This is a genomic window from Streptomyces sp. NPDC057900 (assembly GCF_042887885.1).
Classification (GTDB): domain Bacteria; phylum Actinomycetota; class Actinomycetes; order Streptomycetales; family Streptomycetaceae; genus Streptomyces.
Window position 1 is genome coordinate 154,837 of sequence record NZ_JBHVOI010000011.1, and the last position, 26,881, is coordinate 181,717.

Genomic DNA, 26,881 nt, shown 5'->3' on the forward strand with positions numbered 1-26,881 from the left:
AGCGCCTTGCCTGACAACCCCACGCACCGTCAGGAAGGAAGCGTTCATGCCTCTGTCCCCACCCCTGTGGTCCAGGGTTCTCACGGCCCTCACCCTGGTGGCCGGCGGCGGTCTCGCCGCCGGCACCGCGGCGGCCGCGCCCGTGGCACCCACCGCGCACCACGTACAGGCCGAGATACCGGCCGCCGACTACCAGCAGGTCCAACTGGCCCTGGGCCCGGACGAGTTGGGCGAAGCGATGTCCCTCGCCGTCCTCCCGGACAAGTCCGTCGTCCACACCGCCCGCGACGGCACGGTCCGGCTGACCGACGCCGCCGGGACGACGAAGACGTCCGCCAAGCTGAATGTCTACACGCATGACGAGGAGGGGCTGCAGGGCGTCGCGGCCGACCCGGACTTCGCCACCAACCGCTACCTCTACCTCTATTACTCACCCGTACTGGACACCCCGGCCGGCGACGCCCCGGTCACCGGCACCGCCGCCGACTTCGAGGCCTGGAAGGGCCACCTCAACCTCTCCCGGTTCACGATGAAGGCCGACGGCACCCTCGACACCGCGAGCGAGAAGGTCGTCCTCGAAGTCCCCAACGACCGGGGCCAGTGCTGCCACGTCGGCGGTGACATCGACTTCGACGCCGCCGGGAACCTCTACCTGACCACCGGCGACGACACCAACCCGTTCGAGTCCGCCGGATACGCGCCGATCGACGAACGCACCGAACGCAACCCGCAGTTCGATGCCCAGCGCTCCGCCGGGAACACCAACGACCTGCGCGGCAAACTGCTCCGGATCAAGCCGACGGCCGACGGCGGCTACACCGTCCCGGCCGGCAACCTCTTCGCCCCCGGTACGGAGAAGACCCGGCCGGAGATCTACGCGATGGGCTTCCGCAACCCGTTCCGGATGTCCGTCGACAAGAAGAGCGGCGCCGTATACATCGGCGACTACGGTCCCGACGCCGGAACCACCGACGCCAACCGGGGCCCCAGCGGCCAGGTCGAGTTCGACCGGGTCACCGCCCCCGGCAACTTCGGCTGGCCCTACTGCACGGGCACCAACACCGCCTCGGAGACGTACAACGAGTACACCTTCCCGGACGGTCCCTCCGGCGCGAAGTACGACTGCGCGGGCGGCCCGGCCAACAACTCCTTCCGCAACACCGGCCAGTCGACGCTGCCCGCCGTGCAGCCCGCCTGGATCAAGTACGGCGGCGACGCGGGCTCCCCGCCCGAGTTCGGGGGCGGTTCCGAATCGCCGATGGGCGGCCCGGTCTACCACTACGACGCGGACCTCGACTCGGCCGTGAAGTTCCCCGAATCGCTCGACGGCCGCTTCTTCGCAGCCGAGTACGGCCGCAAGTGGATCAAGCCGATCGAGGTGAAGGCCGACGGCTCACCCGGAACCATCGACTCCTTCCCGTGGACCGGGACCCAGGTGATGGACTCCGCGTTCGGCCCGGACGGCGCGCTGTACGTCCTGGACTACGGCACCGGATCCGGCAACCAAACGCTGTACCGCGTCGAGTACCTGGCGGGCAGCAACCGCTCCCCGGTCGCCAAGGCCGCCGCGGACCGCACCTCCGGACCCACCCCGCTCGACGTCTCCTTCTCGTCGGACGGCAGCGCCGACCCCGAGGGCGGGGCGATCAGCTACGCCTGGGACTTCGGTGACGGCGCCACCTCCACGGAGGCGAATCCGCAGCACACCTACACCACCGCCGGAACCTTCAACCCGACCCTCACGGTCACCGACCCCGAGGGACTCACCGGCACCGCCAGCCTCGTCGTGACGGCCGGCAACACCGCCCCCACGGTCACCCTGACCACACCGGCCAACGGGGGACTCTTCTCCTTCGGTGACTCCGTGCCCTTCACCGTCACGGTCACCGACCCCGAGGACGGCACCGTCGACTGCTCCAAGGTCAAGGTGACCTATCTGCTGGGCCACGACAGCCACCGCCACCAGATCACCTCGAAGGACGGCTGCACCGGCACCATCAACGTCCCGGTCGACGGCGAGCACGACAGCGCCGCCAACATCTACGGGGTCTTCGACGCCGAGTACACCGACGCGGGCGGGCTCACCGGCCACGGTGTCAACATCCTCCAGCCCAGGCACCGGCAGGCGGAGCACTTCGCCGCCCAGTCCGGCGTCGAGCCCGCCCAGCACGGATCGGCGGAGGGCGGCGCCACCGTCGGCTTCACCGACAACGGCGACTGGATCTCCTTCGAGCCGTACTCCCTGGCCAACGCCACCGGCGTCTCGGCCCGGGTCTCCTCCGCCGGTCCCGGCGGCACGCTGGAGGTCCGCGCGGGTTCCCCCACCGGCACCCTGCTCTCCACGCTGACCGTAGCGCCCACCGGAGACTGGGAGACCTTCACCGACGTCTCGGCGGACGTGAGCAACGCGCCCGCGGGCACCACCGAACTCTTCCTCGTCTTCAAGGGGCCCACGGGCCAGGGGAACCTGTTCGACCTGGACGCCTTCACCTTCGAGACGGGGGAGTGACGGCATATGAGACGCCAACTGGTCCGGCGCGCACGCCATATCGCGTGCGCCGCCGCCCTGGCCCTCGGCGCCGCCGTCCTGGCCCCCGCCCCGGCGGGAGCAGCCGCGGCCGCTGACCCGTACGACGTGCTGGTCTTCTCCAAGACCGCCGGATTCCGGCACGACTCCATCCCGGCCGGCATCACCGCGATCCAGGAACTGGGCGCGGCGGACGGCTTCGACGTCACGGCCACGGAGGACGCCGCCGCCTTCACCCCGGAGAACCTCGCGGGGTACGAGGCGGTGGTCTTCCTCAGTACCACCGGCGACGTCCTGGACGACGCGCAGCAGGACGCGCTGTCCGCGTACGTGGACGGCGGCGGCGGATTCGTCGGCGTCCACGCGGCCGCCGACACCGAGTACGACTGGCCGTCCTACGAGCACCTCGTCGGCGCCTGGTTCAAGAGCCACCCGGCGATCCAGGAGGCCAAGGTCGTCACGGAGGACCACGCCCACCCGGCGACCTCGCACCTCGACGACGAGTGGGTCCGGACCGACGAGCTGTACAACTACCGCACCAACCCGCGCGCCGACGTCCACGTCCTCCAGACCCTGGACGAAAGCAGCTACACCGGCGGCGAGATGGGCGACGACCACCCGATCACCTGGTGCCACCCGCAGCAGGAGGGGCGGTCGTTCTACACCGGACTCGGCCACACCATCGAGTCGTACAGCGATCCGGACTTCCGCCAACTGCTGCTCGGCGGCATCCAGTACGCGGCCGGCACGGTGTCCGCCGACTGCGGCTCCGGAACCACGGACCCCGGTGACGAGTCCGTGGAGGCGGAGTCGTACACCTCCTCCTCCGGTGTGCAGAGCGCCGCGCACACCGGGGCGGGCGGCGGGGCCACGCTCGGCTACATCGACAACGGCGACTGGACGGGGTACGCCTCCGTCGACACCGCCGGGGCCACCTCCTTCACCGCGAGGGTCTCGTCCGCCGGGGCGGGCGGCACCATCGAGGTGCACTCCGGCTCGGCCACCGGGCCGCTGCTCGGCTCCGTGGACGTCGCCCCGACCGGCGGCTGGGAGACCTTCACGGAGGTGACCGGCGCCCTCACAGGCGCCGGTTCGGGCCCGCTGTTCCTCCGGTTCACCGGGGGAGCGGGCTCCCTCTTCGACATCGACAGCTTCACCCTGGCCAGGCAGCAGGACACCAAGGCCGCCGGCTCCTCCAACGTGCACCTCTTCTACTACCCCTGGTACGGCACCCCGGAGACCAACGGCAGCTGGCGCCACTGGGAGCAGGGCGGCCACACCCCGCCCGACGACATCGGCGCCGACCTCTACCCGAAGCTCGGCCCGTACGACTCCGGTGACGCCGCCGGGGCCGTGGAGCAGCACATGAAGTGGATCGAGCAGTCGGGCGCCGGAGTCATCGTCTACAGCTGGTGGGGACAGGGCGGCTACGAGGACAAGCTCGCCCCGGTCGTCCTGGAGGCGGCCGCCCGGCACGGCATCAAGGTCGCCTGGCACATCGAACCGTACGGCGACCGGACGGCGGCCTCCGTGGTCGACGACATCGCCTATCTGAACGCCACGTACGGCGACAGCCCCGCCTACTACCGGGACGCGGAGCACGGCAACCGCCCGGCGTTCTACATCTTCGAGAGCCTGAAGATCCAGGACTGGTCGGCCCTGGACGCGGTGAGCGACAGCGCCATCGTCCTCGCCCAGACCACCGACACCACCAAGGTCGCGCACTTCGGCGGGATCTACACCTACGACGGCATCGCCGGTGCCACCGCCCCCGGCTGGAAGCAGGCGGGGGAGTACGCGAAGGCCAACAACCTGGTCTGGGCGCCCTCGGTCGCCCCCGGCTACATCGACGACCGGGCCGTCCCCGGCAACACCACCCCCACCCTGGGACGCGAGGACGGCGCCTCCTACGACCTGGAGTGGAGCAACGCCCTCGACCCGGCCATCGGCGGATCACCCTCCTGGGTCTCCGTCACCTCCTTCAACGAATGGCACGAGGGCAGCCCGATCGAACCCGCGTCGAGCAACCCGCCCGCCGGACACGGCTACCAGAGTTACGAAGGGGCGTACGGGAAGACCGGGGCCGCCGCGGAGACGGCCTACCTGGACCGGACGGCGTACTGGGCCGACCGGTTCGAGCAGCAGCGTGAAGAGGCCCGGTCCGCGGACTGAGCCGCCCCACGACGAACGGCAGCGTCCCGGCGGGGACGCTGCCGTTCTTTTCTGTGCGGACCCTCAGCCTTCGTCCCGCCCGATGGTCCGCATCCGCCCGTACGCGTACACACAGCCGGCCAGCGCCAGATCGGACAGCAGCATGAAGCCGATCGAGTAGGAGCCCTTCGAGCTGTAGATCGCGCCCATCACCAGCGGCGGCACGAAGCCGCCGAGCCCGCCCATCGCACCGACGATCCCGGTCACACTGCCCACCTTCGTCTGCGGGGTCACCTGGGAGACCAGGGCGAAGACGCTGCCGCTCGCGGTGCCGAGACCGGCCGCCATGATCAGCAGCGCGATCGTGCCACCGGGCATCAGCTTCGGGTCGAAGGCCTGGACGATCGCCATCAGGGCGGCCACCCCGAGTGCCGCCGAGGAGACCAGGGCCGGGTGCATCCGGTCCGAGAGCCAGCCGCCGATCGGCCGGAAGACCACCGTCACCAGGGCGAACCCGGCCGCCTTCGTACCGGCGTCGGTCGGTGAGAGGTCGTACCAGGTCTTCAGGTACGTCGGCAGGTAGACGCCGAACGCCACGATGCCGCCGAAGCCGATCGCGTACAGCGCCGACAGCTCCCAGGTGACCCGCAGCCGCCCCGCCGCACCCAGCCGGTGGGCCAGCGTGTCCGTCGGCACCTGCCGGCCCGGCCGGTCGTTGACCAGCACCGCCGCCAGCGCCGCGTACACCACGAGCGCCCCGGCGACCACCAGGAACGGCAGGTTGTCACCGTGCTTGGCGATCCTCGGGGTGAAGTACCCGGACAGCGCCACACCGCCCATGCCCATGCCGAACACACCGAGGGCCAGGCCCCGTTCCGCGGGCGGGAACCACGAGTTGACCAGCGGGATACCGATCGCGAACGTCGTACCGCCCAGCCCCAGCAGGAAGCCCACCGCCAGCATCGCCCCGTAGGAGTCCTTCGCCGGGATCAGCAGCAGCACCGGCACGATGGTGAGCGCAGAGACCATCGGGAACATCAGCCGCGCCCCGAACTTGTCGGTGAGCGCGCCCACCGGGATCCGGCCCAGCGAACCGACCAGCACCGGCACGGCGACCAGCAGCGACTGCTGGAACGAACTCAGCCCGAGCCGCTCCTTGTACGCGTCGGACATGGGCGCGATCAGATTCCAGGCCCAGAAGGTGAGCGCGAAGCCGATCGTGGCCATCACGAGGTTGCGGTACGCGGCGCCGGAGGCGGCCGGTGCGGGTGACTGCTTGACGGCTGTTTCCACACAGTCAGTCAAGGCCGGAAGGAGTCCCCGGGCCCGTCGGCGTGCTCCATCCGGGGGCCGGGAAGCAGCCGCCCGAAGTCGCAAATGTCCGAAAGCTGGGACAATCGCGGTATGGACCGTCTGGACAGGGAAATCCTCGGCGTCCTCCAGGAGGACGCGCGGATCTCGTACCGCGACCTGGGGGAACGGGTCGGGCTCAGCGCCAACGCGGCGGCCGACCGGGTGCGGCGGCTGCGCCGGGACGGTGTCATCCGCGGCTTCACCGTGATCATCGACCCCGCCGCCGACACCAGGACCGGCCTCGTCGTCTTCATCGACGTGACCCTGCGGGTGGACACCACCAACGAGGTCTTCGAACGGGCCGTGCTGACCCTGCCCGGCATCACCGAGGTGGTGCACGTGACGGGCGGGCACGACTACCTGGTACGCGCCATCGCCGCCGACACCGCGGCGCTCGACGCCCTGCTGCGCAGGCTCAGGCGGGAGGCGGGTGTCGCCCACTCCAACACCAGGGTCGCGCTCAGAGGGGCGCCTGCCAGCTGACGGCCGGCGGCCGCGTGCCGTCCTCCTCCAGCCCGTCGTCCCGTACCGTCAGCCGGACGGCGGCCCGGCCGTCCGGCAGCACCGCCGTCGCGTCGACCACCACCTCGATCTCCGAGACCCCGGCCCGCCGGTGCGCGGCCGCCAGCGCCCCGCGCAGCGCGGCCAGCAGCTGCCCGCCCACCGGCTCCCGCACAAGCGCGTCCACCGCCCCGGTGAAGTGCACCGACGGCGGGAAACCGAGCACGGCGGCCGCGCCACGGGTCTCCCGCAGCACCTGGCCCCTGAAGGTGGTGGGGGCCGCCGCGGGCGGCTGCTGGAGGGCGAAGATGGTCGTCCTGACCTCCTGGATCGTGGAGTCCAGCTCGTCCACGGCCCGGCCGAGCAGCTCGTCGGTCTGCCCGGTGGCGGCCCGGCGGCGGGTCGACTCCAGCATCATCTCGGTGGCGAACAGCCGCTGGACGACGAGATCGTGCAGATCGCGGGCGATCCGGTCCCGGTCCTCGTACACCGCCAGCTGCTCCCGGTCGTGCTGGGCGTCCGCCAGCACCAGCGCGAGGGCGGCCTGCGAGGCGAACTGCGAGGCCAGCAGCCGGTCCACGGCCGTGTACGGGCGGCCGCCGCGCCGCCGGGGCAGGGCGAGGGTGCCGATGAGCCGCCCGCCGCTCTGCAACGGCAGCATCATGCTGGGGCCGAACCGGGACCGTACGTGGGTGGTCATCCGGGGATCGGTCGCGGAGTCCTCCAGGAAGACCGGCTCACCGCCCAGCAGCTGCGTCAGGACGGGGGAGCCGGGTTCGATGGCGGTGCCGACCAGCCCGGCCGGGTCGTCGAGCGTGGACGCGACGACGATCTCCATCCCACCCTCCTCGGTCGGCTGGAGGATCACCCCGGCCGCCGCGTCGCTGAGGATCCTGGCGCGCTCGGCCACGGTCATCAGGGCGTCGGCCGCGTTCTCCCCGGTCAGCAGGGTGTTGGTGACCGCGGCCGCGCCCTCGATCCAGCGTTCCCGCTGCCGGACCGTCTCGTAGAGCCGGGCGTTCCCGATCGCGATCCCGGCCTGCGAGGCGAGGACCCGCAGCAGCGCCGCGTCGGTGTCCGTGAAGTGCGCGGTGCTCTTCTCGGTGAGGTAGATGTTCCCGAAGACCTCGTTGTGGACCAGGATCGGGGCGCCGAGGAACGAGTGCATCGGGGGGTGGCCGGGGGGCAGTCCGATGGAGCGCGGGTCGGCGGCGAGGTCGTCGGAGCGCAGCGGCCCCGGCTCCTCCATGAGCGCCCCGAGCATCCCCGTGTGGCCGTCGGGGAAGTCCCCGATGGCCTCCCGTTCCTCGTCGGTCAGTCCGCGGACGAACAGTTCGCGGATGGTGCCGCGTTCGGGGTCCAGCACGCCCAGCGCGCCGTAGCGGGCCCCGGTGAGGGCGGTGGCGGCGTCGATGATCTGCTGGAGGGTGGCCCGCAGCCCGAGATCGGTGCCGACGCTCAGCACCGCCTCCAGGAGCATCGGCAGCCGGGGCGCCTGCGGGACTTCGCCGCGGGGCGCGGCGTCACGTGGTTCGTCGGTCATCCGCCGTACGACCCGGGGTGCTCAGCAGGAGAGCGGGTCGAGGACCATCGGGCGGATCTTGCCGTCCAGCATGGCGCCGAGCCCGAGGACCGAGCAGACGTCGGGCCGTTCGGCGATCTGTACCGGCATGCCGGTCGCGTCGCGCAGCATCTGGTCGAGGCCGGGGAGCAGCGCGCTGCCGCCGACCATCATGATCCCGCGGTCCGCGAGGTCGGCCACCAGATCGGGCGGGCAGTCCCGCAGCACCTTGCCCAGCCCGTCCAGGACCGACGTCAGCGGGCGGTTGATCGCCTGCCGCACGGCGGCGGTGTCGACGTGTACGGAGCGGGCCAGGCCGGTGGCCACGTCCCGGCCGTGGATCTCGGTCACGGCGGGCCCGTGCGGGGTCAGGCCGTTGCCGCTGAGCGCCAGTTGCAGGGGGCGTACGGACTGGCTCGGCAGCATCAGCTCGTGGTACTGGCGCAGGTGCTGGATGATCGCGTGGTCGATTGCGTCGCCGCCGATCGGGATGCGTACGGCGGTCACGATCGAGCCGAGCGAGAGCACCGCGATCTGGGTCGTCGCGGCCCCGCACACCATGATCATGGTGGCGGTCGGCTGCTCGACCGGCAGCCCGCAGCCCACGGCCGCCGCGATCAGCGTGTCCACCAGCTCCACCCGGCGGGCGCCGAGGCCGACCATGGTCTCGACGGCGGCCCGCTGGGCGAGCGGATCGCTGTCGTGCGGGGTGCAGGCGGCGGCGCGCAGCCGGGGCTTGCGGCGCAGCTGACGGCGGAGCTTGTCGCCCAGCAACTGGCGCAGCATGCGCTGGGCCATCTCGATGTCCACCACGGTGCCGCCGGAGACCGGTCGGACCACCCGGATGTACGCGGGGGTGCGGCCCGTCATCTGCTCGGCGAGCGCGCCGACGGCGATGAGCGACCCGGTACGGGTGTTCACGGCGGCGGCGCTCGGCTCGTCGACGACGAGTCCGAGCCCCTTGACGTACACCCGGGTCCGGGCGGCCCCGAGGTCGACGGCGACATGGCAACGGCGCAACTGATCGAGGCTGACGGTCACGGCGGGTCTCCCGAGAGCGCTGATGGGGGTACCGACGGGCAGCCGGCTGTCCTCGTATCGTGCGCCGGTGGGAGGCGTTGTGCGCGCTGGGATGCGCCGTAGGGGGTACGGAGCTGACGGCTCGTCGGCCGGGGCCCGCCCGTTCCGTCAGCGCGGCAGCAGCCGCTGGAGCAGCCCCCAGGTGAACTCGGCGACATACGGTTCGCCGGCGGGGCCCTGAGCCGTGGCCGGGGCGGTGATCGCGAGCGCCCAGCGGGTCGGCGCGCTGCCCTCCATCGGGCGGGCCGGTGCGAAGGCCCGCGCCACCTCGTCCACGGTGCACGACCAGGGGCGCAGATCCCCGACGGTGCGCAGGGCGGGGGCCGCCGCGCCGGGGGCCCGCACCAGCCACTCGTTCCACACCGCCCCGCCGGGCCCCGCCATCACCTCGAACCGCAGCTCGGGCCAGAGCGGCACCGGCCACAGCAGCGCGTCGCACTCCAGGTCACCGACCGTGCGGCGCAGCGAGGTCTCGGGCTCACCGAGCACGGAACGGTAGCGCCGCAGCGCACCCCGCCCCCTCGGCGCCCGCACCATGGCCTGCCAGCGCCGGTTGGCCTCGCGCATCTCCGCGAGCGTGGCGCTCAGCTCGTGCCGGGCGTCCTCGACCAGATCCGGCTGGTGGTCGGCCATCCGGCGCAACAGGACGAGCTGGAACTCTCGGGGGCCGAAGGGCGTGGCGGCGGTCATGGGGGCAACGCTTCCACACCGGGGCCCGGGGCAGGGCTCAGGCCGGTGGTTCCATGCCCAGCATCCGGCGCAGCAGGTCCCGCAGCACCGCGCGGTCCGTGTCGGAGAGGCCGGCCAGCGGCTCGCGGGCGAAGTCGAGCGATTCGCGCAGCTGCCGGGCCGTCCGGGTGCCCTTCTCGGTGGGCGCGGCCAGTTTCACCCGCCGGTCGGCCGGATCGGGGCGGCGCTCCACCAGGCCGCGCGCCTCCAGCCGGTCCACGATGCCGGTGACGTTGGACGGCTCGCACTTCAGCTTCTGCGCGATCCTGCGCATCGGCATCGGCTCCAGGGAGAGCAGTCCCAGGACCCGGGCCTGCGCGCCGGTGAGGCTGTACGTGGCCGCGGCCTGCTCGTACTCCTCGTAGTAGCGCGCCACGACGGTGCCGATGAGCTCGACGACTTCGAGGGTCAGTGGGTCTGTACGAGTGGCCATGAGGCTCAGGATAGCCGGTTACTTGACAACATGAAATATCCAGGAGCATGGTGTTTCACATAGTGAAGCTTTCTGATCCCCCGAGAAACTGAGGAGACACCGAGCCCATGTCTGCAGCTCTTCCCACGTCCAGCCGTGAATGGCACCTCGTAGCCCGTCCGCACGGCTGGCCGAAGGCCGAGGATTTCGCGCTGCGTGAGGCACCGGTCACCGCTCCCGCCGAGGGTCGGATCCTCGTCCGCAACCTGCACTTCTCGGTCGACCCGTACATGCGCGGCCGGATGAACGACGTGAAGTCCTACACCCCGCCGTTCAAGCTGGACCACCCCATGGACGGCGGCGCGGTCGGCGAGGTCGTCGCGTCCAACGCCGACGGGTTCGCGGTCGGCGACCACGTCCTGCACGGCCTCGGCTGGCGCGAGTACGCCGACGTCCCGGCCAAGCACGCCGTGAAGGTCGACGCCTCCCTCGCCCCGCTCTCCGCCTACCTCGGCGTGCTCGGTATGACCGGGCTCACCGCGTACGCGGGCCTCTTCGAGGTCGCCTCCTTCAAGGAGGGCGACGCGGTCTTCGTCTCCGGCGCGGCCGGCGCGGTCGGCAGCCAGGTCGGCCAGCTGGCGAAGATCAAGGGCGCCTCGCGCGTCATCGGCTCCGCCGGCTCGGACGAGAAGGTCAAGCTGCTGGTCGAGGAGTACGGCTTCGACGCGGCGTTCAACTACAAGGACGGGCCCGTCGCGGAGCAGCTGCGCAAGGCCGCCCCCGACGGCATCGACGTCTACTTCGACAACGTCGGCGGCGAGCACCTCGAAGCCGCGATCTCCTCCTTCAACGTGCACGGCCGCGCGACCATCTGCGGCATGATCGCGCAGTACAACGCGACCGAGCCCACCCCGGCCCCGCGCAACCTCGCGCTCGTCATCGGCAAGCGGCTGCGCCTCCAGGGCATGCTCGTCGGTGACCACGCAGGCCTCCAGGGGCAGTTCGTCCAGGAGGTGGCCGGCTGGCTGGCCTCCGGCGAGCTGAAGTACCGCGAGACCGTCGTCGAGGGAATCGAGAACGGCTTCGAGGCCTTCCTCGGTCTGCTCCGCGGCGAGAACACCGGAAAGATGATCGTTTCCCTCGGCTGACACCGCCGCAGGGGCACCCGTTAGGCTCATCCCAGGCCGTCGCGATCGTGGGCGCGAGTCGCGGCGCATCAGCAGGAGGATTCACAGCTATGACCATTCAGGACATCGCCGTCGCGTACACCGCCGTCGCCACCGCAGAGAACGGCCGTGACGGCCGGGTCTCCTCGGACGACGGCAAGCTCGACGTAGTCGTCAACCCGCCGAAGGAGATGGGCGGAAGCGGCGCGGGCACCAACCCGGAGCAACTCTTCGCGGCCGGCTACAGCGCCTGCTTCCAGGGCGCGCTGGGCGTCGTGGCCCGCCAGGAGAAGGCCGACATCTCCGGCTCCACGGTGACCGCCTCGGTCTCCATCGGCAAGACGGAGGCCGGTGGCTTCGGCCTGGAGGTCGCGATCTCCGCGACCATCCCGAACGTCGACACCGCGACCGCCCAGGCGCTCATCGAGAAGGCGCACCAGGTGTGCCCGTACTCGAACGCGACGCGCGGCAACATCAAGGTCGAGCTGTCGGTCGCCTGACCCAGCCGTACAGCCGTACCGCTTGCCGAGGGCCGCATCCCACCCGGGGTGCGGCCCTCGGCCGTTCGCCCCGCGGCACCCCGCTACGCTGACGCCATGCGTGATCCAGGGGCGGGTTTCAGTCATTTGATCAACGGGCAACGCTGGGTCGTCCGGCACGGCAGGTGGCTGGGCATAGGCCTGATCCCCGGCCTCATCACCCTGGTGGTGTACGCGGGCGCGCTCATCGCCCTCGCCTACGGGGCCGACGACCTGGCGGACTGGGCCACCCCGTTCGCCGACGACTGGTCCTCGCCCTGGCTGGGGCTGCTGCGCAACACCCTGACCGTGCTGGTCTTCGCGTTCGGCCTGTTCCTGGCGGTGATCACCTTCACCGCCGTGACGCTGCTGGTCGGACAGCCCTTCTACGAGGCGCTGTCGGAGGAGGTCGACCGGGTCGAGGGCGGCGAGGCGCCCGAGTCGGGGCTGCCGCTCTGGCGGGAACTGTGGATCTCCGCCCGCGACAGCGTCCGCATCCTGGTGCGGGTCGCGCTGTACGGGGTGCTGCTCTTCGCTCTCGGATTCGTCCCGGTCGCCGGACAGACCGTCGTGCCGGTGATCGGTTTCTGCGTCACCGGCTACTTCCTGGCCGAGGAACTCACCGCCGTCGCGCTCCAGCGGCGCGGCATGGTGCTCAAGGACCGGCTGGTCCTGCTGCGCGGCCGCAAGCTGCTGATCCTCGGCTTCGGCGTACCGCTGGGCCTCGCCTTCCTGGTCCCGTTCGTCGCCGTCTTCCTGATGCCGGGGGCCGTCGCCGGCGCGACCCTGCTGGCGCGCGAACTCGTGGGGGACGACGAGGAGTCCGACGACGGCCCGGACTCCGGCGGCTCGGACTCCGGCGGCTCGGACGGCGAGGGGGCCCCGGCGCTCTCCCCGCCGCGAACCGCCGGTGACTGAGCGCTGCCTCAGCGCACCGAGAACCCGTACACCGTCCGCGACACGTACTCCTCGCCCGGCCGCAGCACCGTGCTCGGGAACTCCGGCCGGTTCGGGGAGTCGGGGAAGTGCTGGGTCTCCAGCGCGATTCCGGCGCACGGCCCGAACGGCTCCCCGTCGAAGTGGTCCGCCGTGTAGAGCTGGAGACCGGGTTCCGTGGTCGCGACGGTCAGCACACGCCCGGACACCTCGTCGTACAGCTCGGCCGCCGGGCCGGGCGTGTCCGCGTCCAGTACGTAGTTGTGGTCGAACCCCCCGGACACCGGACGGGGCTCCCGGAAGTCGAACCGGGTCCCCTCCACCGGCCGGAACTCGCCCGTCGGCAGCGACTCCGCGTCCGCCGGAGTGATCAGCCCGGCCGCGATCCGCAGCCGCTGGCCGAGCGCGCTGCCGCTGCCGGCGCCCGCCAGGTTCCAGTACGTGTGGTTCGTCAGGTTCAGCACGGTCGGCGCGTCCGTCGTCGCCCGGTAGACGATCCGCAGCGCCCCGCCCGCGTCCAGCGTGTACGCCGCCGAGAGCTCCAGCCGCCCCGGGAAGCCCTCCTCGCCGTCCGCCGAGACCAGGGACAGCTCCACCCCGTCCGCGATCTCCCGCGCGTGCCACACGCGCTTGTCGAAGCCCCGGGCCCCGCCGTGCACCTGGTTGCGCCCCTCGTTGCGCGTGAGGCGATGGGTCCGCCCGTCCAGCTCGAAGGCCGCGCCGCCGATCCGGTTCGCGTACCGCCCGACCAGCGCGCCGAAGTAGGGCCCGGTGTACTTCAGGTACGCGGCGAGATCCGGCAGCCCGAGCGCCACCCCGGTCCGCACCCCGTCCCGGTCCGGCACCTCGACCGACTGCACGATGCCGCCGTACGTCAGCACCCGCACCCGCGTGCCGTCCCGCTCCAGCGTCCAGCGGTGCACGGCCGTGCCGTCCCCGAGGGTGCCGAAGTCTTCCGTGCGCGTCACCGTGTTCGAACCCGTGTCCATGATCACGGACTCTAGACCGGGCCGTCCCTACGCGGGCGGCCGGGCGGCCGTGACATTGCGGTACGCGATCTCCGCCAGCCGGGCCTGCCCGTTGCGCCCCGGGTGGAACCAGTCCCACTGGCTGAGCTGCTTGCCGGTGAACCGGTAGTCGAAGACCGCCCCGCCGTCGTAACGGCAGCGCACGTCCTTCGCGCACACCTCGCGCAGCACCCCGTTGTACGCCACCACGCGGTCCTGCACCTCGGCGCGGCGGGTCACCGCGGAGGAGCTCATGTCGTCCGCGTCGGCCAGCATCGACTTGCAGATGCCGAGCTTCCAGATCTGCTTGCCCAGCTGATTGCCGCGCCCCGTCGACCAGAGCCGCTTCAGGTCCGGCACGCTCGACACGTACACCTGGGCCTTCGGCGCGGTGTCGCGCAGCTGACGCATCGACGCCTCGAACGATCTACGGAAATCAGCCACCGGTGTCATGGCCCGCACCGAGTCCCGGCAGGCGTCGTTGGCGCCGATCATCACCGTCACCAGAGCGGGGTCCTCCTTCGCGGCCAGCGCCATCTGTTCCGGCAGCTGGGCGATCCGGGCCCCCGTCGCCGCGTGGTTCCAGCTGTGGTCCGCCGCGCCGGACGCGCCGAGCAGCCGTACGGCGAGGCTGTTCACCGCGGTGTCCGTGCCGGTGGACCACGAGACCTCCGGGCAGTCCGCCAGCACCGAGCAGGCGTCGAACCCGCGGGTGATGGAGTCCCCGACCGCCGCGACGGACCCCGGGCTGCGGTCCCAGACCGGTGCGGCCGCCGCCGAGGGGTGCCCGGCGGAGGCGCCCTTCGTCGTGCTGTCCGAGCCGGAGTCGCAGCCGGCCAGTACCGCCGTGCCGAGACACGACAACGCGGCCAGCGCGGCCAGCGCGCCGCGCGATCGGCGCCCTACGGAGCGATCCGGCATCCCTGGTCCCCTCCTGTCCATGCCCCCGGCAAACCCTCTTGGCACCGGTCGGCGGGCCCGCGCGCTCCGCCGGGTGAATGCTGAGCGAATCGTGGGCCCAGGACCGACGGTACGTCACACCTCGGACGCCGCCGCACGGTAGCTTTTCCCCGTCGAACCAGTGGTTCCTTCGGCTGTCCGGCTCCACTCGGGTGGCTTCCGAACATCACATCACGTCACATACTGTCCCTTTTCCGGAGATTATCTCCCGATGCTGTTTACTGATGACAACCTCGGGAAGCGGCTGGAAAGAGGCGGTACGGGCGCGAGGCCGCTGGGGAAGGCGAACCTCGTCCCACACTGGAGGTCCCGGTGACGACACGTGGAGTCCTGTACGTTCACTCCGCACCGCGCGCGCTCTGCCCACATGTCGAATGGGCGGTGGCGGGTGTCCTTGGTGTGCGGGTGCAGCTCGACTGGATCAGACAGCCGGCCGCGCCCGGCACCTGGCGGTCCGAGTTCTCCTGGCAGGCCCGCCCCGGCACGGCGTCGAAGCTCGCCTCCGCCCTTCGTGGCTGGGACCTGCTGCGCTTCGAGGTGACGGCGGAGCCGTCGCCCACCGCCGAGGGCGAGCGCTACAGCTCCACGCCCGAGCTGGGCATCTTCCACGCGGTCACCGGCATGCACGGCGACATCCTGGTCCCGGAGGACCGGCTGCGGGCCGCGCTGGCGCGCTCCGTCCAGGGGGAGACGGATCTGGAGGCGGAGATCGCCAAGCTCCTCGGCAAGCCGTGGGACGACGAACTGGAGTCCTTCCGCCACGCGGGCGAGGGCGCGCCGGTCCGCTGGCTGCACCAGGTGGTGTGACCGGCGGCCGTTTCAAGCCCCTCCGGCGATTGAGGAGCGGGGGTTTGGGGGCAGCGCCCCCAAGAAGGGCCGCGCGCAGCAGGAAGCCCGCTTCCCCCGGCGCGGGGGAAGCGGGCTTCACGGCGTGAGATCACACGCTGCGGAAAGCGAGCACCACGTTGTGTCCGCCGAAACCGAACGAGTTGTTGATCGCCGCGATCGGCCCCTCCGGCAGCGGCCGGGGCGTGTCGCGGACGATGTCCGCCTCGACCGCGTCGTCGAGGTTCTCGACGTTGATGGTCGGGGGAGCCATCCGGTGGTGCAGCGCCAGGATCGTCGCCACGGTCTCGATGCCGCCCGCGCCACCGAGCAGGTGACCCGTCATCGACTTCGTCGCGGAGATCGCGACATGGTCCAGGTCGTCGCCCAGGATCTTGCGCAGCGCCTTCAGCTCCGCCACATCGCCCTGCGGCGTGGACGTCGCGTGAGCGTTGAGGTGCACGACCTCGGACGGCTTGAGGTCCGTCTGGTCCAGCAGGTTCTGCATCGCCGCGGCGATACCGCGCCCGGTCGGCTCGGGCTGCGCGATGTGGTGGGCGTCCGCGGACAGCCCCTGGCCCAGCACCTCGGCGTAGACCCGGGCGCCACGCGCGGCGGCGTGCTCCGCGGACTCCAGGACGACGACACCGGCGCCCTCGCCGAGGACGAAGCCGTCACGGGCCGTGTCGTACGGACGCGAGGCCTTCTCGGGCTCGTCGTTGCTCTTGGACATCGCCATCATGTTGGCGAACGCGGCGATCGGCAGCGGGTGGATCGCCGCCTCCGTGCCACCGGCGAGGACCACATCGGCGCGGCCGGTGCGGATCATCTCGACGGCGTACCCGATCGCCTCCGCGCCCGACGCACAGGCGGAGACCGGGGTGTGGACGCCCGCCTGGGCGTTCACCTCGATACCGACGTTGGCGGCCGGGCCGTTGGGCATGAGCATGGGAACGGTGTGCGGGGAGACGCGGCGTACGCCCTTCTCCTTCAGCACGTCGTACTGGTCGAGCAGGGTGATCACGCCGCCGATACCGGAGGCGATGACCGAGCCCAGCCGCTCGGGCTGGATCTTGGCGTCCTCACCGGCCTTGCCGGTGAAGCCCGCGTCCGCCCACGCCTCGCGGGCCGCGATCAGCGCGAACTGCGCCGAGCGGTCCAGCTTGCGGGCGAGCGGACGGGGCAGGACGTCGCCCGGGTCGACGGCAGCGAGGGCCGCGATCCGGACGGGCAGTTCGGCGAAACGTTCGCCCTCAAGAGGCTTGACGCCGGACCGGCCGGCCATCAGACCTTCCCAGGTCGATGCGGAATCGCCACCCAGCGGAGTGGTTGCGCCGATACCGGTGACGACCACGGTGCGATTGGTCGAGTTCACTGGAAAATCTTCTCCACGTGTAGAGGGTCGTGAATCAGCGGCGCCACCGCCGGGTGGCGACACACGAACCGGCTGGATCAGGCCTGGTGCTTGAGGATGTAGTCGGCGGCGTCGCCGACCGTCTTGAGGTTCTTGACGTCCTCGTCCGGGATCTTGACCTCGAAGCGCTCCTCGGCGGCGACGACGACCTCGACCATGGACAGCGAGTCGACGTCCAGGTCGTCGGTGAAGGACTTGTCCAGCTGGACGTCCTCGGCCGGGATACCGGCGATCTCGTTGACGATCTCGGCGAGACCGTCGAGGATCTCCTTCTGCGTGGCGGCCATGTTGGCGCTCCTTCGGTGTGTATCTGCTGGGTTCGGGTGTGCGGGTCGAAAAGACCCGGTGTGCCTAGGGGAGGGTAACGACCGTCGCGGCGTAGACGAGACCCGCCCCGAAGCCGATGACGAGCGCGGTGTCGCCGCTCTTCGCCTGACCGGTCGCCAGGAGCCGCTCCATTGCGAGCGGAATCGAGGCGGCGGAGGTGTTGCCGGTGGTCTCCACGTCACGGGCGACCGTGACGTTGTCCGGCAGCTTCAGTGTCTTCACCATCGAGTCGATGATCCGCATGTTCGCCTGGTGCGGAATGAAGACGTCCAGGTCTTCCGGAGCGATCCCGGCCGCGTCCAGCGCCTGCTGGGCGACCTTCGCCATCTCGAAGACGGCCCAGCGGAAGACCGCCTGGCCCTCCTGCGTGATGGCCGGGAACTTCTCCGGACGGTCGGCGTGGAAGGTGTCCCACGCCACGGTCTGCTTGATCGTGTCCGACTTGTCGCCCTCGGAGCCCCACACCGTGGGGCCGATGGCGGGCACGTCGGACGGGCCGACGATCACGGCACCGGCGCCGTCACCGAACAGGAACGCCGTCGCGCGGTCGTTCAGGTCGGTGAGGTCGCTCAGCCGCTCCACGCCGATCACGAGGACGTACTGGGCCGAGCCCTCGACGATCATGCCCTTGGCGAGCGTCAGGCCGTAGCCGAAGCCCGCGCAGCCGGCCGAGATGTCGAAGGCGGCGGGCTTGCCCGCGCCGACCTTGTGGGCGATCTCGGTGGCGATGGCCGGGGTCTGCTTGAAGTGCGAGACGGTCGAGACGATGACCGCGCCGATCTGCGACGGGTCGATCCCGGCGTCGGCGATGGCCTTGCCGGACGCCTCGACGGACATCGCGGCCACGGTCTCCTCGTCGGAGGCCCAGTGGCGGGTGGCGATGCCGGACCGGGAGCGGATCCACTCGTCCGACGAGTCGATCGTTTCGAGGATCACCTCGTTCGGCACGACACGGGTCGGGCGGTAGCCGCCGACACCCATGATCCGTGCGTACGGGGCGCCCTTGCTGGGCTTGATCTTCGACATGCTCTCGGGCTCCTTAGGCACCCGCGTGCTCAGCGATGAGCGCGCGGGCGGCGTCGAGGTCGTCGGGGGTCTTGAGCGCGAGCGTCTTCACGCCGGGCAGCGCGCGCTTGGCGAGACCGGTGAGCGTGCCGCCGGGGCAGGCCTCGATCAGCGCGGTGACGCCCAGTTCCTTGAAGGTCTCCATGCACAGGTCCCAGCGCACCGGGTTGGCGACCTGGCCGACCAGGCGCGAGATGACCTCCGCGCCGGTGGCGACCGCCTTCCCGTCGGCGTTCGAGACATATGTCACGGCCGGGTCGGAGACCTCAAGGGCCTCCGCGGCCTCGCGGAGCCGCTCGACGGCGGGAGCCATGTGGTGCGTGTGGAACGCGCCGGCGACCTTCAGGGGCACCACGCGGCGCACTCCCTCCGGCATGTCCTCGGCCAGCGCGGCGATCTGCTCCGCGGTGCCGGCGGCGACGATCTGACCGGCCCCGTTGACGTTCGCCGGGGTCAGTCCGAGCTTCTCCAGGTGCGCGATGGTGACCTCGGGGTCCCCGCCGAGCAGCGCCGCCATCCCCGTCTCCGTCACTGCGGCGGCCTCGGCCATGCCGAGTCCACGGGTGCGTACGAGACGGAGTGCGGCGTCCTCGCCGATGACTCCGGCGAAAGCGGCTGCGGTGATTTCACCAACGCTGTGACCTGCGACGACACTCGGCGACGCGTCGAGTGCGGCAGCGGACAGCAGACCGGCGGCGACCAGCAGCGGCTGGGCCACCGCGGTGTCGCGGATCTCCTCCGCGTCAGCCTTGGTGCCGTAGTGGGCAAGGTCGAGCCCGATGGCGTCGGACCAGGCCGCGATGCGGTCGGCGGCACCGGGGAGGTCGAGCCAGGGAGTCAGGAAGCCGGGCGTCTGAGCGCCTTGGCCGGGAGCGACGAGTACGAGCACCCTCACACTCTCTCTTGTGAACGGTCCGGAACACCCGTGGGGACAGGGACGAAGAACCGTATGGGGAATTGTTGATGTCCGACAAAAGTCTAGGACTGGAGATCCCTGGCGGCCAGACGCCCCAGGATGAGGGCGATCCGGAGTGTGAACGCCGAGCGGACATCCGACGGCGACCAACCGGTGACGTCTGTCACACGTCGCAGCCGGTAGCGCACGGTGTTGGGGTGGACGAAGAGCATCCTGGCGGCCCCTTCGAGGCTGCTCGCCTGTTCCAGATACACACTCAGCGTCTCCAGGAGGGCGGAACCCGCTTCTTCGAGCGGTCTGTAGATCTCCTCTACCAACTGGTCCCGCGCGGCCGGGTCGCCCGCCATCGCGCGCTCCGGCAGCAGATCGTCGGCCAGTACCGGCCGTGGGGCGTCCTGCCAGGCGCCGCACGCCTTGAGCCCGGCGGCCGCCGCCTGCGCGGACCGGGTGGCGGCCAGCAGGTCGGGCACCACGGGCCCGGCCACGACGGGGCCCGCCGCGTACGGCCCGATCAGCGCCTTCGCGACCTGGAGCGGGTTGTCGCTGCCGCCCGCGATGACGACGAGACGGCTGCCGAGCACCCCGGTCAGCACCTGGAGCTTGGCGTGCCGGGCGGCCCGCCTGATGGCCTCCACGGTCAGCTCGCTGTCGCCGTCCGGTGCCGTTCCGAGCAGTACGCAGACGTGCTCGGGGGAGTTCCAGCCGAGCGCGGCGGCCCGGGAGACGGCGCCCTCGTCGGCCTCCCCGGACAGAACCGCGTTCACCACGAGCGATTCGAGCCGGGCATCCCAGGCCCCCCGGGCCTCCGCGGCCTGGGCGTACACCTGGGCGGTCGCGAAGGCGATCTCGCGGGCGTACACGAGCAGCGCCTCACGCAGCACCGACTCGTCGCCGGGCGCGGCGACTTCGTCGATCGCGGCCTCCATGACCTCGATCGTCGTACGCACCATCTCGACGGTCTGGCGCAGCGTGATGGCCCGGGTCAGCTCGCGCGGAGCAGTACCGAAGACATCGGTGGAGATGGCCTGCGGGGTCTCCGGATGCCGGAACCACTCGGTGAACGCGGCGATTCCGGCCTGGGCGACCAGGCCGATCCAGGACCGGTTCTCCGGTGGCATGGCCCGGTACCAGGGCAGTGACTCGTCCATGCGGGCGATCGCGTTCGCGGCCAGCCGGCCGGAGGACTGCTCCAGACGCTTCAGCGTCGCGGCATGGAGATGGGCGTCGTTCGCAGCGGGCTGCTCAGGATCGGGTCGGGGCACGGACACAAGACTGCCTTATCCGGACAGCTGCCCGGAGGGGCGGGGCCGATCGGACGGGATCACGTCACTTCGGATGAAATCCGTAGGACCGCCCGTCCGCCGCGCGGGCTACCGTGGGGCGGGTGATTTCCGTACGTCGCTCGGGCGACCGCTTCAGGGGCGGGGACGATGCGGCCGGCATCGAGTCCCGGCACTCCTTCTCCTTCGGCACCTTCTACGACCCGGACAACCTCCGCTTCGGCCCGGTCCTCGCCTGCAACGAGGAACGCCTCGCCCCCGGCGCGGGCTTCGACGAGCACCCGCACAGCCACACGGAGATCGTGACCTGGGTGGTGGAGGGGGAGCTGACCCACCGCGACTCCGCCGGGCACGCCACGGTCGTACGGGCCGGGGACGTCCAGCACCTCAGCGCGGCGGGCGGGGTCCGGCACGTCGAACGCAACGACGGGGACACCCCGCTGACCTTCCTCCAGATGTGGCTGGCACCACTGGAGCCGGGCGGTGAGCCCTCGTACACGACCGTCCCCGGTATCGCGGACTCCACCCCGTACGCGCTCCCCGAGGCGGGTGCGATGCTCCATGTCCGGCGGCTGGGGGAGGGCGAGCGCACGGCGCTGCCGGACTCGCCACGGGTGTACGTGCACGTGGTCGCCGGAGAGGTGCGGATCGGCGAAGAGGCGCTGTCGCCGGGTGATTCGGCGCGGATCGCCGGGGAGACTGGGCTTGAGCTGGTCGCGGGCGGGCCGGCGGAGGTGCTGGTCTGGGAGCTGCCGGACTGATCCGGGGGCGGTGCCCGCAGATGGCCGCAGGTGTCCGCCGGCCGGCCCGTCACCAGGTCCGCCCGCGAACCGCACTGCGGGCAGGGCGAGGCGCGGGGCACGAACAGCCGGTCGTACACACCCATGCGGGCCCCCTGCACCTCTCGCCCGGGCGACGTCACCGGCCGGTGCCGGAAGGGGCGCCAGGCCCTGTCCGGCCGGTCTCCCGGCGCCACATCGACCACATCGGCGGCCCGGCCCGGAACACCATCTCCTCGTGCACGGTGAATCCGTGCCGTTCGTAGAATGTCAGGTTGCGCCGGTTGCTCGACTCCAGGAACACCGGCCGCCCGTCCGCGTCCGCCCGTTCCAGCAGCCCGCCCAGCACGCGTGATCCGCGCCCGGTGCCGCGTGCCTCCGCGTGGGTGCCGATGTACTCGACGTACCAGTGCGCGGGCGCTGCCGGATGGCGGTGCTCCAGCGCGAGCAACCGCAGCCCGGTCCTGGGCAGTTGCGCCCGTCCGGCGCGCAGCAGGGTGCCCGCGTTCCGCAGCAGGTAGCTCGCCGGGAGCTTCCACCGGCCGGGCTCCGCCCACACCGCCGCCACCGTGCGGTCCCGGTCGGTCCAGACCCGGCCCGCCGGGACCTGCTGGGCGAGGTGCGCGGTGAACAGCAGCCGCAGCCGCCGGTCCCGGTCGTGCGGCATCAGCCAGGACCAGACGGGGTCCTGTGCGTAGGCACTGGCCAGTACGGCGGCGAGTGCCGGGACGTCGGAGGCGGCGGCACGCACGATGTCGGTCATGGCGGGGGAGGGTATCGGCCATTCGTCATCTCGTACTACCGGTTGGGCGTGGCCTGTTGGAATCTTGGCCCCGGAAAGTCCCGGCCGGTGGAGTGACGACAGATCACCTGCCGGTCTCTCAGGAGTGAGAAGTACGGCCCGGGTTCGCCTCTCGTTCGCCACGGCGGCCTAGATTTCGCAGGCACGCGCCACCCCGTCCGCCCCCTGAACCACTCTCCCCCCAGAGGTCCGCTGATGACTCTCACCACAGAAGACACCGTGAGCCCCGCCCAGGAATCCCGCATCACCCGGCGCCGGATGCTCCAGACCGCCGCCGTCGCCCTCGGTGCGGTGGCCGCCGGTCCGGTCGCGGAAGCGGTCGCCGGGACACAGGCCAGTGCCGCCGAATACCACCTGCCCAAGGGCTTCAACGGAGACATCTCCGACCTGAGGCACGTGGTGATCCTGATGCAGGAGAACCGATCCTTCGACCACTACCTCGGCCAGCTGCCGGGTGTACGCGGACACCACGACAGACAGGTCCTGAGATTCCAGGACGGCACCGACGTCTTCCAGCAGCGCGACGCGACCGGCACCATCGTGCCGCCCGCCCCTTCGACCGCCACCTGGAGCGACAACCACAGCTTCTACGGCGCCAACGAAGGGCGCTGGAACACCTGGGTGAAGGACAAGGGCGACCACTGCATGTGGTACTACACGCCCGACTACATGCCGTGGATGTACTCGCTCGCCTCCCAGTACACCGTCTGCGACATGAACTTCTGCTCGCTGCACGGCCCCACCATCCCGAACCGCTACTACCTGATGACCGGTTCCGCGGGCGGCGAGACCTCCAACGCCAGGCAGAACGACTACAGCCGCGGCTGGACCACGGTCCCCGAGCAGCTCCAGCGGGCCGGCATCGACTGGCGGGTCTACTCCGACAACAGCGGCAACGGCGTCGCGGGCAGCCTGCAGAGCGGTTTCGTCGGTGAGTACGGCTGCAACGTCACCAACAGTTTCAAGTCGTTCGACCCCCGCACGGCGCAGCCGGCCGACCTCGAACCGGGCACTGGCAAGATCTGGAAGGCCAACTCCTTCGTCTACGAAGGCGCCACCACGCCCAACGACGACTCGGAGGCCAACCTCGACGCGGTGCTCCGCGATCTGATCGCCGCTTGCGAGCCGGGCGCCGAGCACCCGCTTCCCGAGGTCTCCTGGGTGGTGATGCCCGCCGCGTGGAGCGAGCACCCCGGCTTCGACACGGTGCACGGCGAGCGCTACATGAACAAGGTCCTCAAGACGCTCCAGAGCAACGAGGACATCTGGAACCACACCCTGGTGATCATCACCTACGACGAGAACGACGGAAAGTTCGACCACGTGCTGCCCCCGCGCCCGGAGCCCGGCACGGCAGGCGAGTTCTCCGGCACCACTCCGTACGGCTTCGGCCCCCGGGTGCCGATGGTGCTGGTCTCGCCGTGGACACGGGGCGGATATGTCGCCTCCGAGGTGTTCGACCACACCTCGACCGTGAAGTTCCTGGAGACCTGGGCCGCCTCCCTGGGCAAGCCGTTCACCTGCCCGAACATCACCGACTGGCGCCGCTCCGTCGCGGGCGACCTCACCAGCGCGATCGACTTCGCGCACCCGCACCCCGGTCCGGTCGTCATCGCGGACCCGGTCACCGGCACCCCGCCGAAGCCCTCGCGGAACAGGATGAAGCCGAGGGCCCTCTCCTTCCACCCGCACACCACGCTCACCGAGGACCGCTCCGCGGGCACGGTGACCGCGTCCATGACGCTGGCAGGGGGCCCGGCGGGCAAGGCGGTGAGCCTCCAGGTCTTCCCCGACCAGTACCTCGCCTTCGCCAACACGCCGTACACGGTGACGTCGGCGGCCCCCCGCTCGTACACCTGGGACGCGACGGCGACCGACGGCAAGTACGCCTTCTCCGTCTACGGCCCCGACGGCTTCCTGCGCTCCTTCGCCGGACAGCTGGTCCCCGAGCACGAGAGCACGAAGCGCATCGGCGTTCCGCGCGTCGAAGCGGAGCTGGTGACGGGCAGGCACCCCGTGGTCGGGCTCAGGCTGCACAACGACGGCAGGCACCCCGTCCGTTACACCCTCAAGGCCAACGACTACCTCGGCGGCACCCGGAAGTACACCGTCCCCGGCGGCCACTCCACCGCCGTGCACTGGCCCACGGAGGACGGCTACTACGACGTGGTGCTCACCGCCGACACCGGGACCGGCTGGACCCAGCGGTACGCGGGCCGCGTCGCGACGGCCTGAGCAGACGGGAAGGGGCCCGGGACGGAGGCGGCGCAGCCCGGTCGCCACCCCGACGCGGTCGCCGCCTCTGTCACGCCGCCAGCTCGGCCAGCACCGCGTCCGTGAACGGCGTCCACACCTCGGCCGCCCACGGCCCGAAGGCCCGGTCGGTGAGCGCCACGCAGGCCGCGCCCGCGACCGGGTCGATCCACAGGAAGGTGCCGGACTGGCCGAAGTGCCCGAAGGTCGCGGGGGAGGAGTGCGCGCCCGTCCAGTGCGGGGACTTGGAGTCCCGGATCTCGAAGCCGAGGCCCCAGTCGTTGGGGTTCTGGTGTCCGTAGCCGGGCAGGACGCCCTTGAGCCCGGGGTGTACGACGCTCTGCGCCTCCAGGACCGTGCGCGGGTCCAGGAGGCGGGGGGCCTGCACCTCGGCCGCGAACCGGGCCAGGTCCTCGACGGTGGAGACGCCGTCGCGGGCGGGGGAGCCGTCCAGGGTGGTCGCGGTCATCCGCAGGGGCTCCAGGACGGCCTGGCGGGCGTACTCGGCGAACGGGATGCCGGTGGCCTTGGTGATGTGGTCACCGAGCACCTCGAAGCCCGCGTTGGAGTACAGCCGCCGGGTGCCGGGCGGGGCCGTCACCCGGTGCTCGTCGAAGGCGAGGCCGCTGGTGTGGGCGAGCAGGTGGCGGACCGTGGACCCCTCGGGGCCCGCCGGCTCGTCGAGCTCGACCGCACCCTCCTCGTACGCCACCAGCGCCGCGTAGGCGGCCAGCGGTTTGGTGACGGAGGCGAGCGGGAAACGGTGCGCGGTGGGACCGTGCGTCCCGAGGACGGTGCCGTCCGCTCGTACGACGGCCGCCGCCGCGGTGGGGACGGGCCAGTTCTCGATCATCGCCAGGCTCTGCATGAGTACGAGAGTAGACAGTGTCCCGGCGCGGGTGGCGGGACGGGCCGGTGGCGGGGAAGGGCCCGCGGCGTGTGACACTCCCGAGTGGGCTTTTGGTGCCCATTCCGGCTGGTCGATGCCGACAGTCGCCTTTGACGGGGATATCCGAAGGGAAGTACGACCGGTGCCGGTGGACAGACCCAGTGCGGTCGAGCGCTCTCTGCGCGAGGCCGCACCCCACAGGATCTTCGACGTGATGCGCTCCGTGATCGAGCGCCGCCATCACGCCCGGACGGTCGAGCTGCTGCTGGCCGACTACGCGATGACGAGGCTCCAGCCCGTCGGCGTACTGCCGCATACGCGCCCTCCGGTGTCGGTGCACGACAGCGCCCCGGGCCGCGCGTTCGGCGCCCAGGAACCGCACTGTGTGTACGACCGCTCGGCATCCGAGGTGACGGTGTACCTGCCGGTCAGTGTCCGGGGTGACCGGCTCGGCGTTCTCGGCGTCGCCCTTCGGGTGGAGGAGGACGCGGAGCTTGACGCGGACGTGCTGGAGGACCTCCAGCAATGCGCCGACGCCCTGGCACACGAGGTGGTGGTCGCGGAGCGGGATACCGACCTCTTCCTTCAGGCGCGGCGGGCGGAACGGCTGACCCTGGCGGCCGAGATGCAGTGGCAGCTGCTGCCCGGACGCTCGTGCGCCCGGCCGGAGTACAGCCTCGGTGCCCAGCTGGAGCCCGCCTACGCCATCTTCGGTGACTGCTTCGACTGGTCGGCCTCGGCCGATGACCTGTACGTGACCGTCAGCAACGGTATGGGTGAGGGGATCGATGCCGCGCTGCTGACGAACCTCGCGGTCAACGCGCTCCGCAACGCCCGCCGCGCCGGCCTGAGCCTGGGCGATCAGGCGTATCTGGCCGATCAGGCGGTATACGGGCAGCACGGCGGGAGGCAGTACCTGTCCACGCTGCTCTTCCGCTTCCACCTCCCGACGGGGAACGTGGAGATCATCGACGCCGGTTCACCACGGGTCTGGCGGGTGCGCAGGGGGGTCGTCGAACAGGTCGAGCTGGAGGCGCAGATGCCCCTGGGGATGTTCGAGGACACCGCCTACGTCCCACAGCACTTCCGGGTCGAACCCGGCGACCGGTTGCTCTTCATCAGCGACGGTGTGTACGACGCCTTGTCCCCCGGCGGCGAGAAGTACAGCCTCCGCGCCCTGGCCGCGTCGATCAACAGCACCCGGCTGCTGCCCGCCCCTCAGGTGCCCAGAGTGATGCTTCAGGAGCTGCTGGGCCACCGGGGTTCCGGCCCGGCGGCCGACGACTCCCTGGTGATGTGTCTCGACTGGCACGGCCGTACGAGCGCGCCGTAGAGCGCGTTCCCGGTCCCGCAGGTGCGGGTTGTGTGTCTTTCGTGTGCGGGATGTGCAAGCTTCCGCGCGAAAAGTCCGCGCGGGAAGGGGGGCCGGT

General features: G+C 71.1%; 24 protein-coding genes. 10 read left to right on the forward strand and 14 right to left on the reverse strand.

Going from position 1 to position 26,881, the window contains the following annotated elements; translation table 11 throughout:
- Positions 1-46 precede the first annotated feature (46 nt).
- On the forward strand, positions 47-2,509 hold the full coding sequence (locus tag ACFVQ0_RS30305; protein WP_390092378.1) for a PQQ-dependent sugar dehydrogenase: 2,463 nt from the start codon (positions 47-49) through the stop codon (positions 2,507-2,509).
- A gap of 6 nt (positions 2,510-2,515) precedes the next feature.
- Complete coding sequence (locus ACFVQ0_RS30310) at positions 2,516-4,699, forward strand: ThuA domain-containing protein (RefSeq protein WP_390092379.1); 2,184 nt, start codon at positions 2,516-2,518, stop codon at positions 4,697-4,699.
- Positions 4,700-4,762: 63 nt separating this feature from the next.
- Here ACFVQ0_RS30310 and ACFVQ0_RS30315 read toward each other — a convergent pair whose 3' ends face one another.
- Entirely contained in the window at positions 4,763-5,971 is a 1,209-nt protein-coding gene (locus ACFVQ0_RS30315) for a nitrate/nitrite transporter (RefSeq protein WP_390092380.1), read from the reverse strand.
- 111 nt (positions 5,972-6,082) lie between these two features.
- Here ACFVQ0_RS30315 and ACFVQ0_RS30320 point away from each other — a divergent pair, with 111 nt between their 5' ends.
- Positions 6,083-6,514, forward strand: coding sequence for an Lrp/AsnC family transcriptional regulator (locus ACFVQ0_RS30320; RefSeq protein ID WP_390092381.1), 432 nt, complete (start codon positions 6,083-6,085; stop codon positions 6,512-6,514).
- Here the strand turns inward: ACFVQ0_RS30320 and ACFVQ0_RS30325 are convergent.
- From ACFVQ0_RS30325 to ACFVQ0_RS30340, 4 genes are all read right to left on the reverse strand, one after another.
- Positions 6,492-8,075 (reverse strand): GAF domain-containing protein, encoded by a 1,584-nt coding sequence (locus ACFVQ0_RS30325; RefSeq protein ID WP_390092382.1) that lies wholly within the window; start codon positions 8,073-8,075, stop codon positions 6,492-6,494. The two genes, ACFVQ0_RS30320 and ACFVQ0_RS30325, sit on opposite strands and share 23 nt — an antisense overlap.
- Before the next feature lie 21 nt (positions 8,076-8,096).
- Positions 8,097-9,134 carry a rod shape-determining protein gene (locus ACFVQ0_RS30330; protein WP_390092383.1) on the reverse strand — a complete coding sequence of 346 codons (1,038 nt, stop codon included), beginning with the start codon at positions 9,132-9,134 and terminating at the stop codon, positions 8,097-8,099.
- 147 nt (positions 9,135-9,281) lie between these two features.
- On the reverse strand, positions 9,282-9,863 hold the full coding sequence (locus ACFVQ0_RS30335; RefSeq protein ID WP_390092384.1) for a hypothetical protein: 582 nt from the start codon (positions 9,861-9,863) through the stop codon (positions 9,282-9,284).
- Between the two features lie 37 nt (positions 9,864-9,900).
- Positions 9,901-10,335, reverse strand: a complete 435-nt coding sequence (locus ACFVQ0_RS30340) for a MarR family winged helix-turn-helix transcriptional regulator (protein WP_390092385.1) — start codon at positions 10,333-10,335, stop codon at positions 9,901-9,903.
- Between the two features lie 107 nt (positions 10,336-10,442).
- On the opposite strand from ACFVQ0_RS30340, the gene ACFVQ0_RS30345 reads away from it, so the two are divergent.
- From ACFVQ0_RS30345 to ACFVQ0_RS30355, 3 genes are all read left to right on the forward strand, one after another.
- The gene (locus ACFVQ0_RS30345) at positions 10,443-11,462 is read left to right on the forward strand and encodes an NADP-dependent oxidoreductase (RefSeq protein ID WP_390092386.1); all 1,020 of its coding nucleotides are present in this window, start codon (positions 10,443-10,445) and stop codon (positions 11,460-11,462) included.
- Between the two features lie 89 nt (positions 11,463-11,551).
- Positions 11,552-11,980, forward strand: a complete 429-nt coding sequence (locus tag ACFVQ0_RS30350) for an organic hydroperoxide resistance protein (protein WP_123526140.1) — start codon at positions 11,552-11,554, stop codon at positions 11,978-11,980.
- Positions 11,981-12,076: 96 nt separating this feature from the next.
- Positions 12,077-12,916, forward strand: a complete 840-nt coding sequence (locus ACFVQ0_RS30355; protein WP_390092387.1) for an EI24 domain-containing protein — start codon at positions 12,077-12,079, stop codon at positions 12,914-12,916.
- A gap of 8 nt (positions 12,917-12,924) precedes the next feature.
- Here the strand turns inward: ACFVQ0_RS30355 and ACFVQ0_RS30360 are convergent, their stop codons facing one another.
- On the reverse strand, positions 12,925-13,923 hold the full coding sequence (locus tag ACFVQ0_RS30360) for an aldose epimerase family protein (protein WP_390092388.1): 999 nt from the start codon (positions 13,921-13,923) through the stop codon (positions 12,925-12,927).
- Between the two features lie 27 nt (positions 13,924-13,950).
- On the reverse strand, positions 13,951-14,862 hold the full coding sequence (locus tag ACFVQ0_RS30365; protein WP_390092389.1) for an SGNH/GDSL hydrolase family protein: 912 nt from the start codon (positions 14,860-14,862) through the stop codon (positions 13,951-13,953).
- A 351-nt stretch (positions 14,863-15,213) separates the two neighbouring features.
- Between ACFVQ0_RS30365 and ACFVQ0_RS30370 the strand changes: the two genes are divergently transcribed.
- The gene (locus ACFVQ0_RS30370; RefSeq protein WP_311305840.1) at positions 15,214-15,708 is read left to right on the forward strand and encodes a DUF3145 domain-containing protein; all 495 of its coding nucleotides are present in this window, start codon (positions 15,214-15,216) and stop codon (positions 15,706-15,708) included.
- A gap of 130 nt (positions 15,709-15,838) precedes the next feature.
- Here the strand turns inward: ACFVQ0_RS30370 and fabF are convergent, their stop codons facing one another.
- From fabF to ACFVQ0_RS30395, 5 genes are all read right to left on the reverse strand, one after another.
- Positions 15,839-17,101, reverse strand: coding sequence for a beta-ketoacyl-ACP synthase II (fabF, locus tag ACFVQ0_RS30375; protein ID WP_390092390.1), 1,263 nt, complete (start codon positions 17,099-17,101; stop codon positions 15,839-15,841).
- 77 nt (positions 17,102-17,178) lie between these two features.
- Positions 17,179-17,427 carry an acyl carrier protein gene (locus ACFVQ0_RS30380; RefSeq protein WP_390092391.1) on the reverse strand — a complete coding sequence of 83 codons (249 nt, stop codon included), beginning with the start codon at positions 17,425-17,427 and terminating at the stop codon, positions 17,179-17,181.
- Between the two features lie 64 nt (positions 17,428-17,491).
- The gene (locus ACFVQ0_RS30385) at positions 17,492-18,493 is read right to left on the reverse strand and encodes a ketoacyl-ACP synthase III (protein WP_390092392.1); all 1,002 of its coding nucleotides are present in this window, start codon (positions 18,491-18,493) and stop codon (positions 17,492-17,494) included.
- A gap of 13 nt (positions 18,494-18,506) precedes the next feature.
- Positions 18,507-19,421 carry an ACP S-malonyltransferase gene (locus ACFVQ0_RS30390; protein WP_390092393.1) on the reverse strand — a complete coding sequence of 305 codons (915 nt, stop codon included), beginning with the start codon at positions 19,419-19,421 and terminating at the stop codon, positions 18,507-18,509.
- Between the two features lie 89 nt (positions 19,422-19,510).
- Positions 19,511-20,710: a PucR family transcriptional regulator gene (locus ACFVQ0_RS30395; protein ID WP_390092394.1), complete on the reverse strand. Its 1,200-nt coding sequence runs from the start codon at positions 20,708-20,710 to the stop codon at positions 19,511-19,513.
- Positions 20,711-20,832: 122 nt separating this feature from the next.
- Here ACFVQ0_RS30395 and ACFVQ0_RS30400 point away from each other — a divergent pair, with 122 nt between their 5' ends.
- A complete protein-coding gene (locus tag ACFVQ0_RS30400) occupies positions 20,833-21,489 on the forward strand; it encodes a pirin family protein (protein ID WP_390092395.1) in 657 nt (218 codons plus the stop codon).
- Between the two features lie 157 nt (positions 21,490-21,646).
- Here ACFVQ0_RS30400 and ACFVQ0_RS30405 read toward each other — a convergent pair whose 3' ends face one another.
- Positions 21,647-22,270: a GNAT family N-acetyltransferase gene (locus ACFVQ0_RS30405; protein WP_390092396.1), complete on the reverse strand. Its 624-nt coding sequence runs from the start codon at positions 22,268-22,270 to the stop codon at positions 21,647-21,649.
- A gap of 234 nt (positions 22,271-22,504) precedes the next feature.
- Between ACFVQ0_RS30405 and ACFVQ0_RS30410 the strand changes: the two genes are divergently transcribed.
- Positions 22,505-24,544 carry an alkaline phosphatase family protein gene (locus tag ACFVQ0_RS30410; RefSeq protein WP_390092397.1) on the forward strand — a complete coding sequence of 680 codons (2,040 nt, stop codon included), beginning with the start codon at positions 22,505-22,507 and terminating at the stop codon, positions 24,542-24,544.
- Between the two features lie 70 nt (positions 24,545-24,614).
- Here ACFVQ0_RS30410 and ACFVQ0_RS30415 read toward each other — a convergent pair whose 3' ends face one another.
- A complete protein-coding gene (locus tag ACFVQ0_RS30415) occupies positions 24,615-25,430 on the reverse strand; it encodes a serine hydrolase domain-containing protein (protein WP_390092398.1) in 816 nt (271 codons plus the stop codon).
- Positions 25,431-25,599: 169 nt separating this feature from the next.
- On the opposite strand from ACFVQ0_RS30415, the gene ACFVQ0_RS30420 reads away from it, so the two are divergent.
- Positions 25,600-26,784 (forward strand): PP2C family protein-serine/threonine phosphatase, encoded by a 1,185-nt coding sequence (locus tag ACFVQ0_RS30420; protein WP_390092399.1) that lies wholly within the window; start codon positions 25,600-25,602, stop codon positions 26,782-26,784.
- Positions 26,785-26,881: the final 97 nt, after the last annotated feature.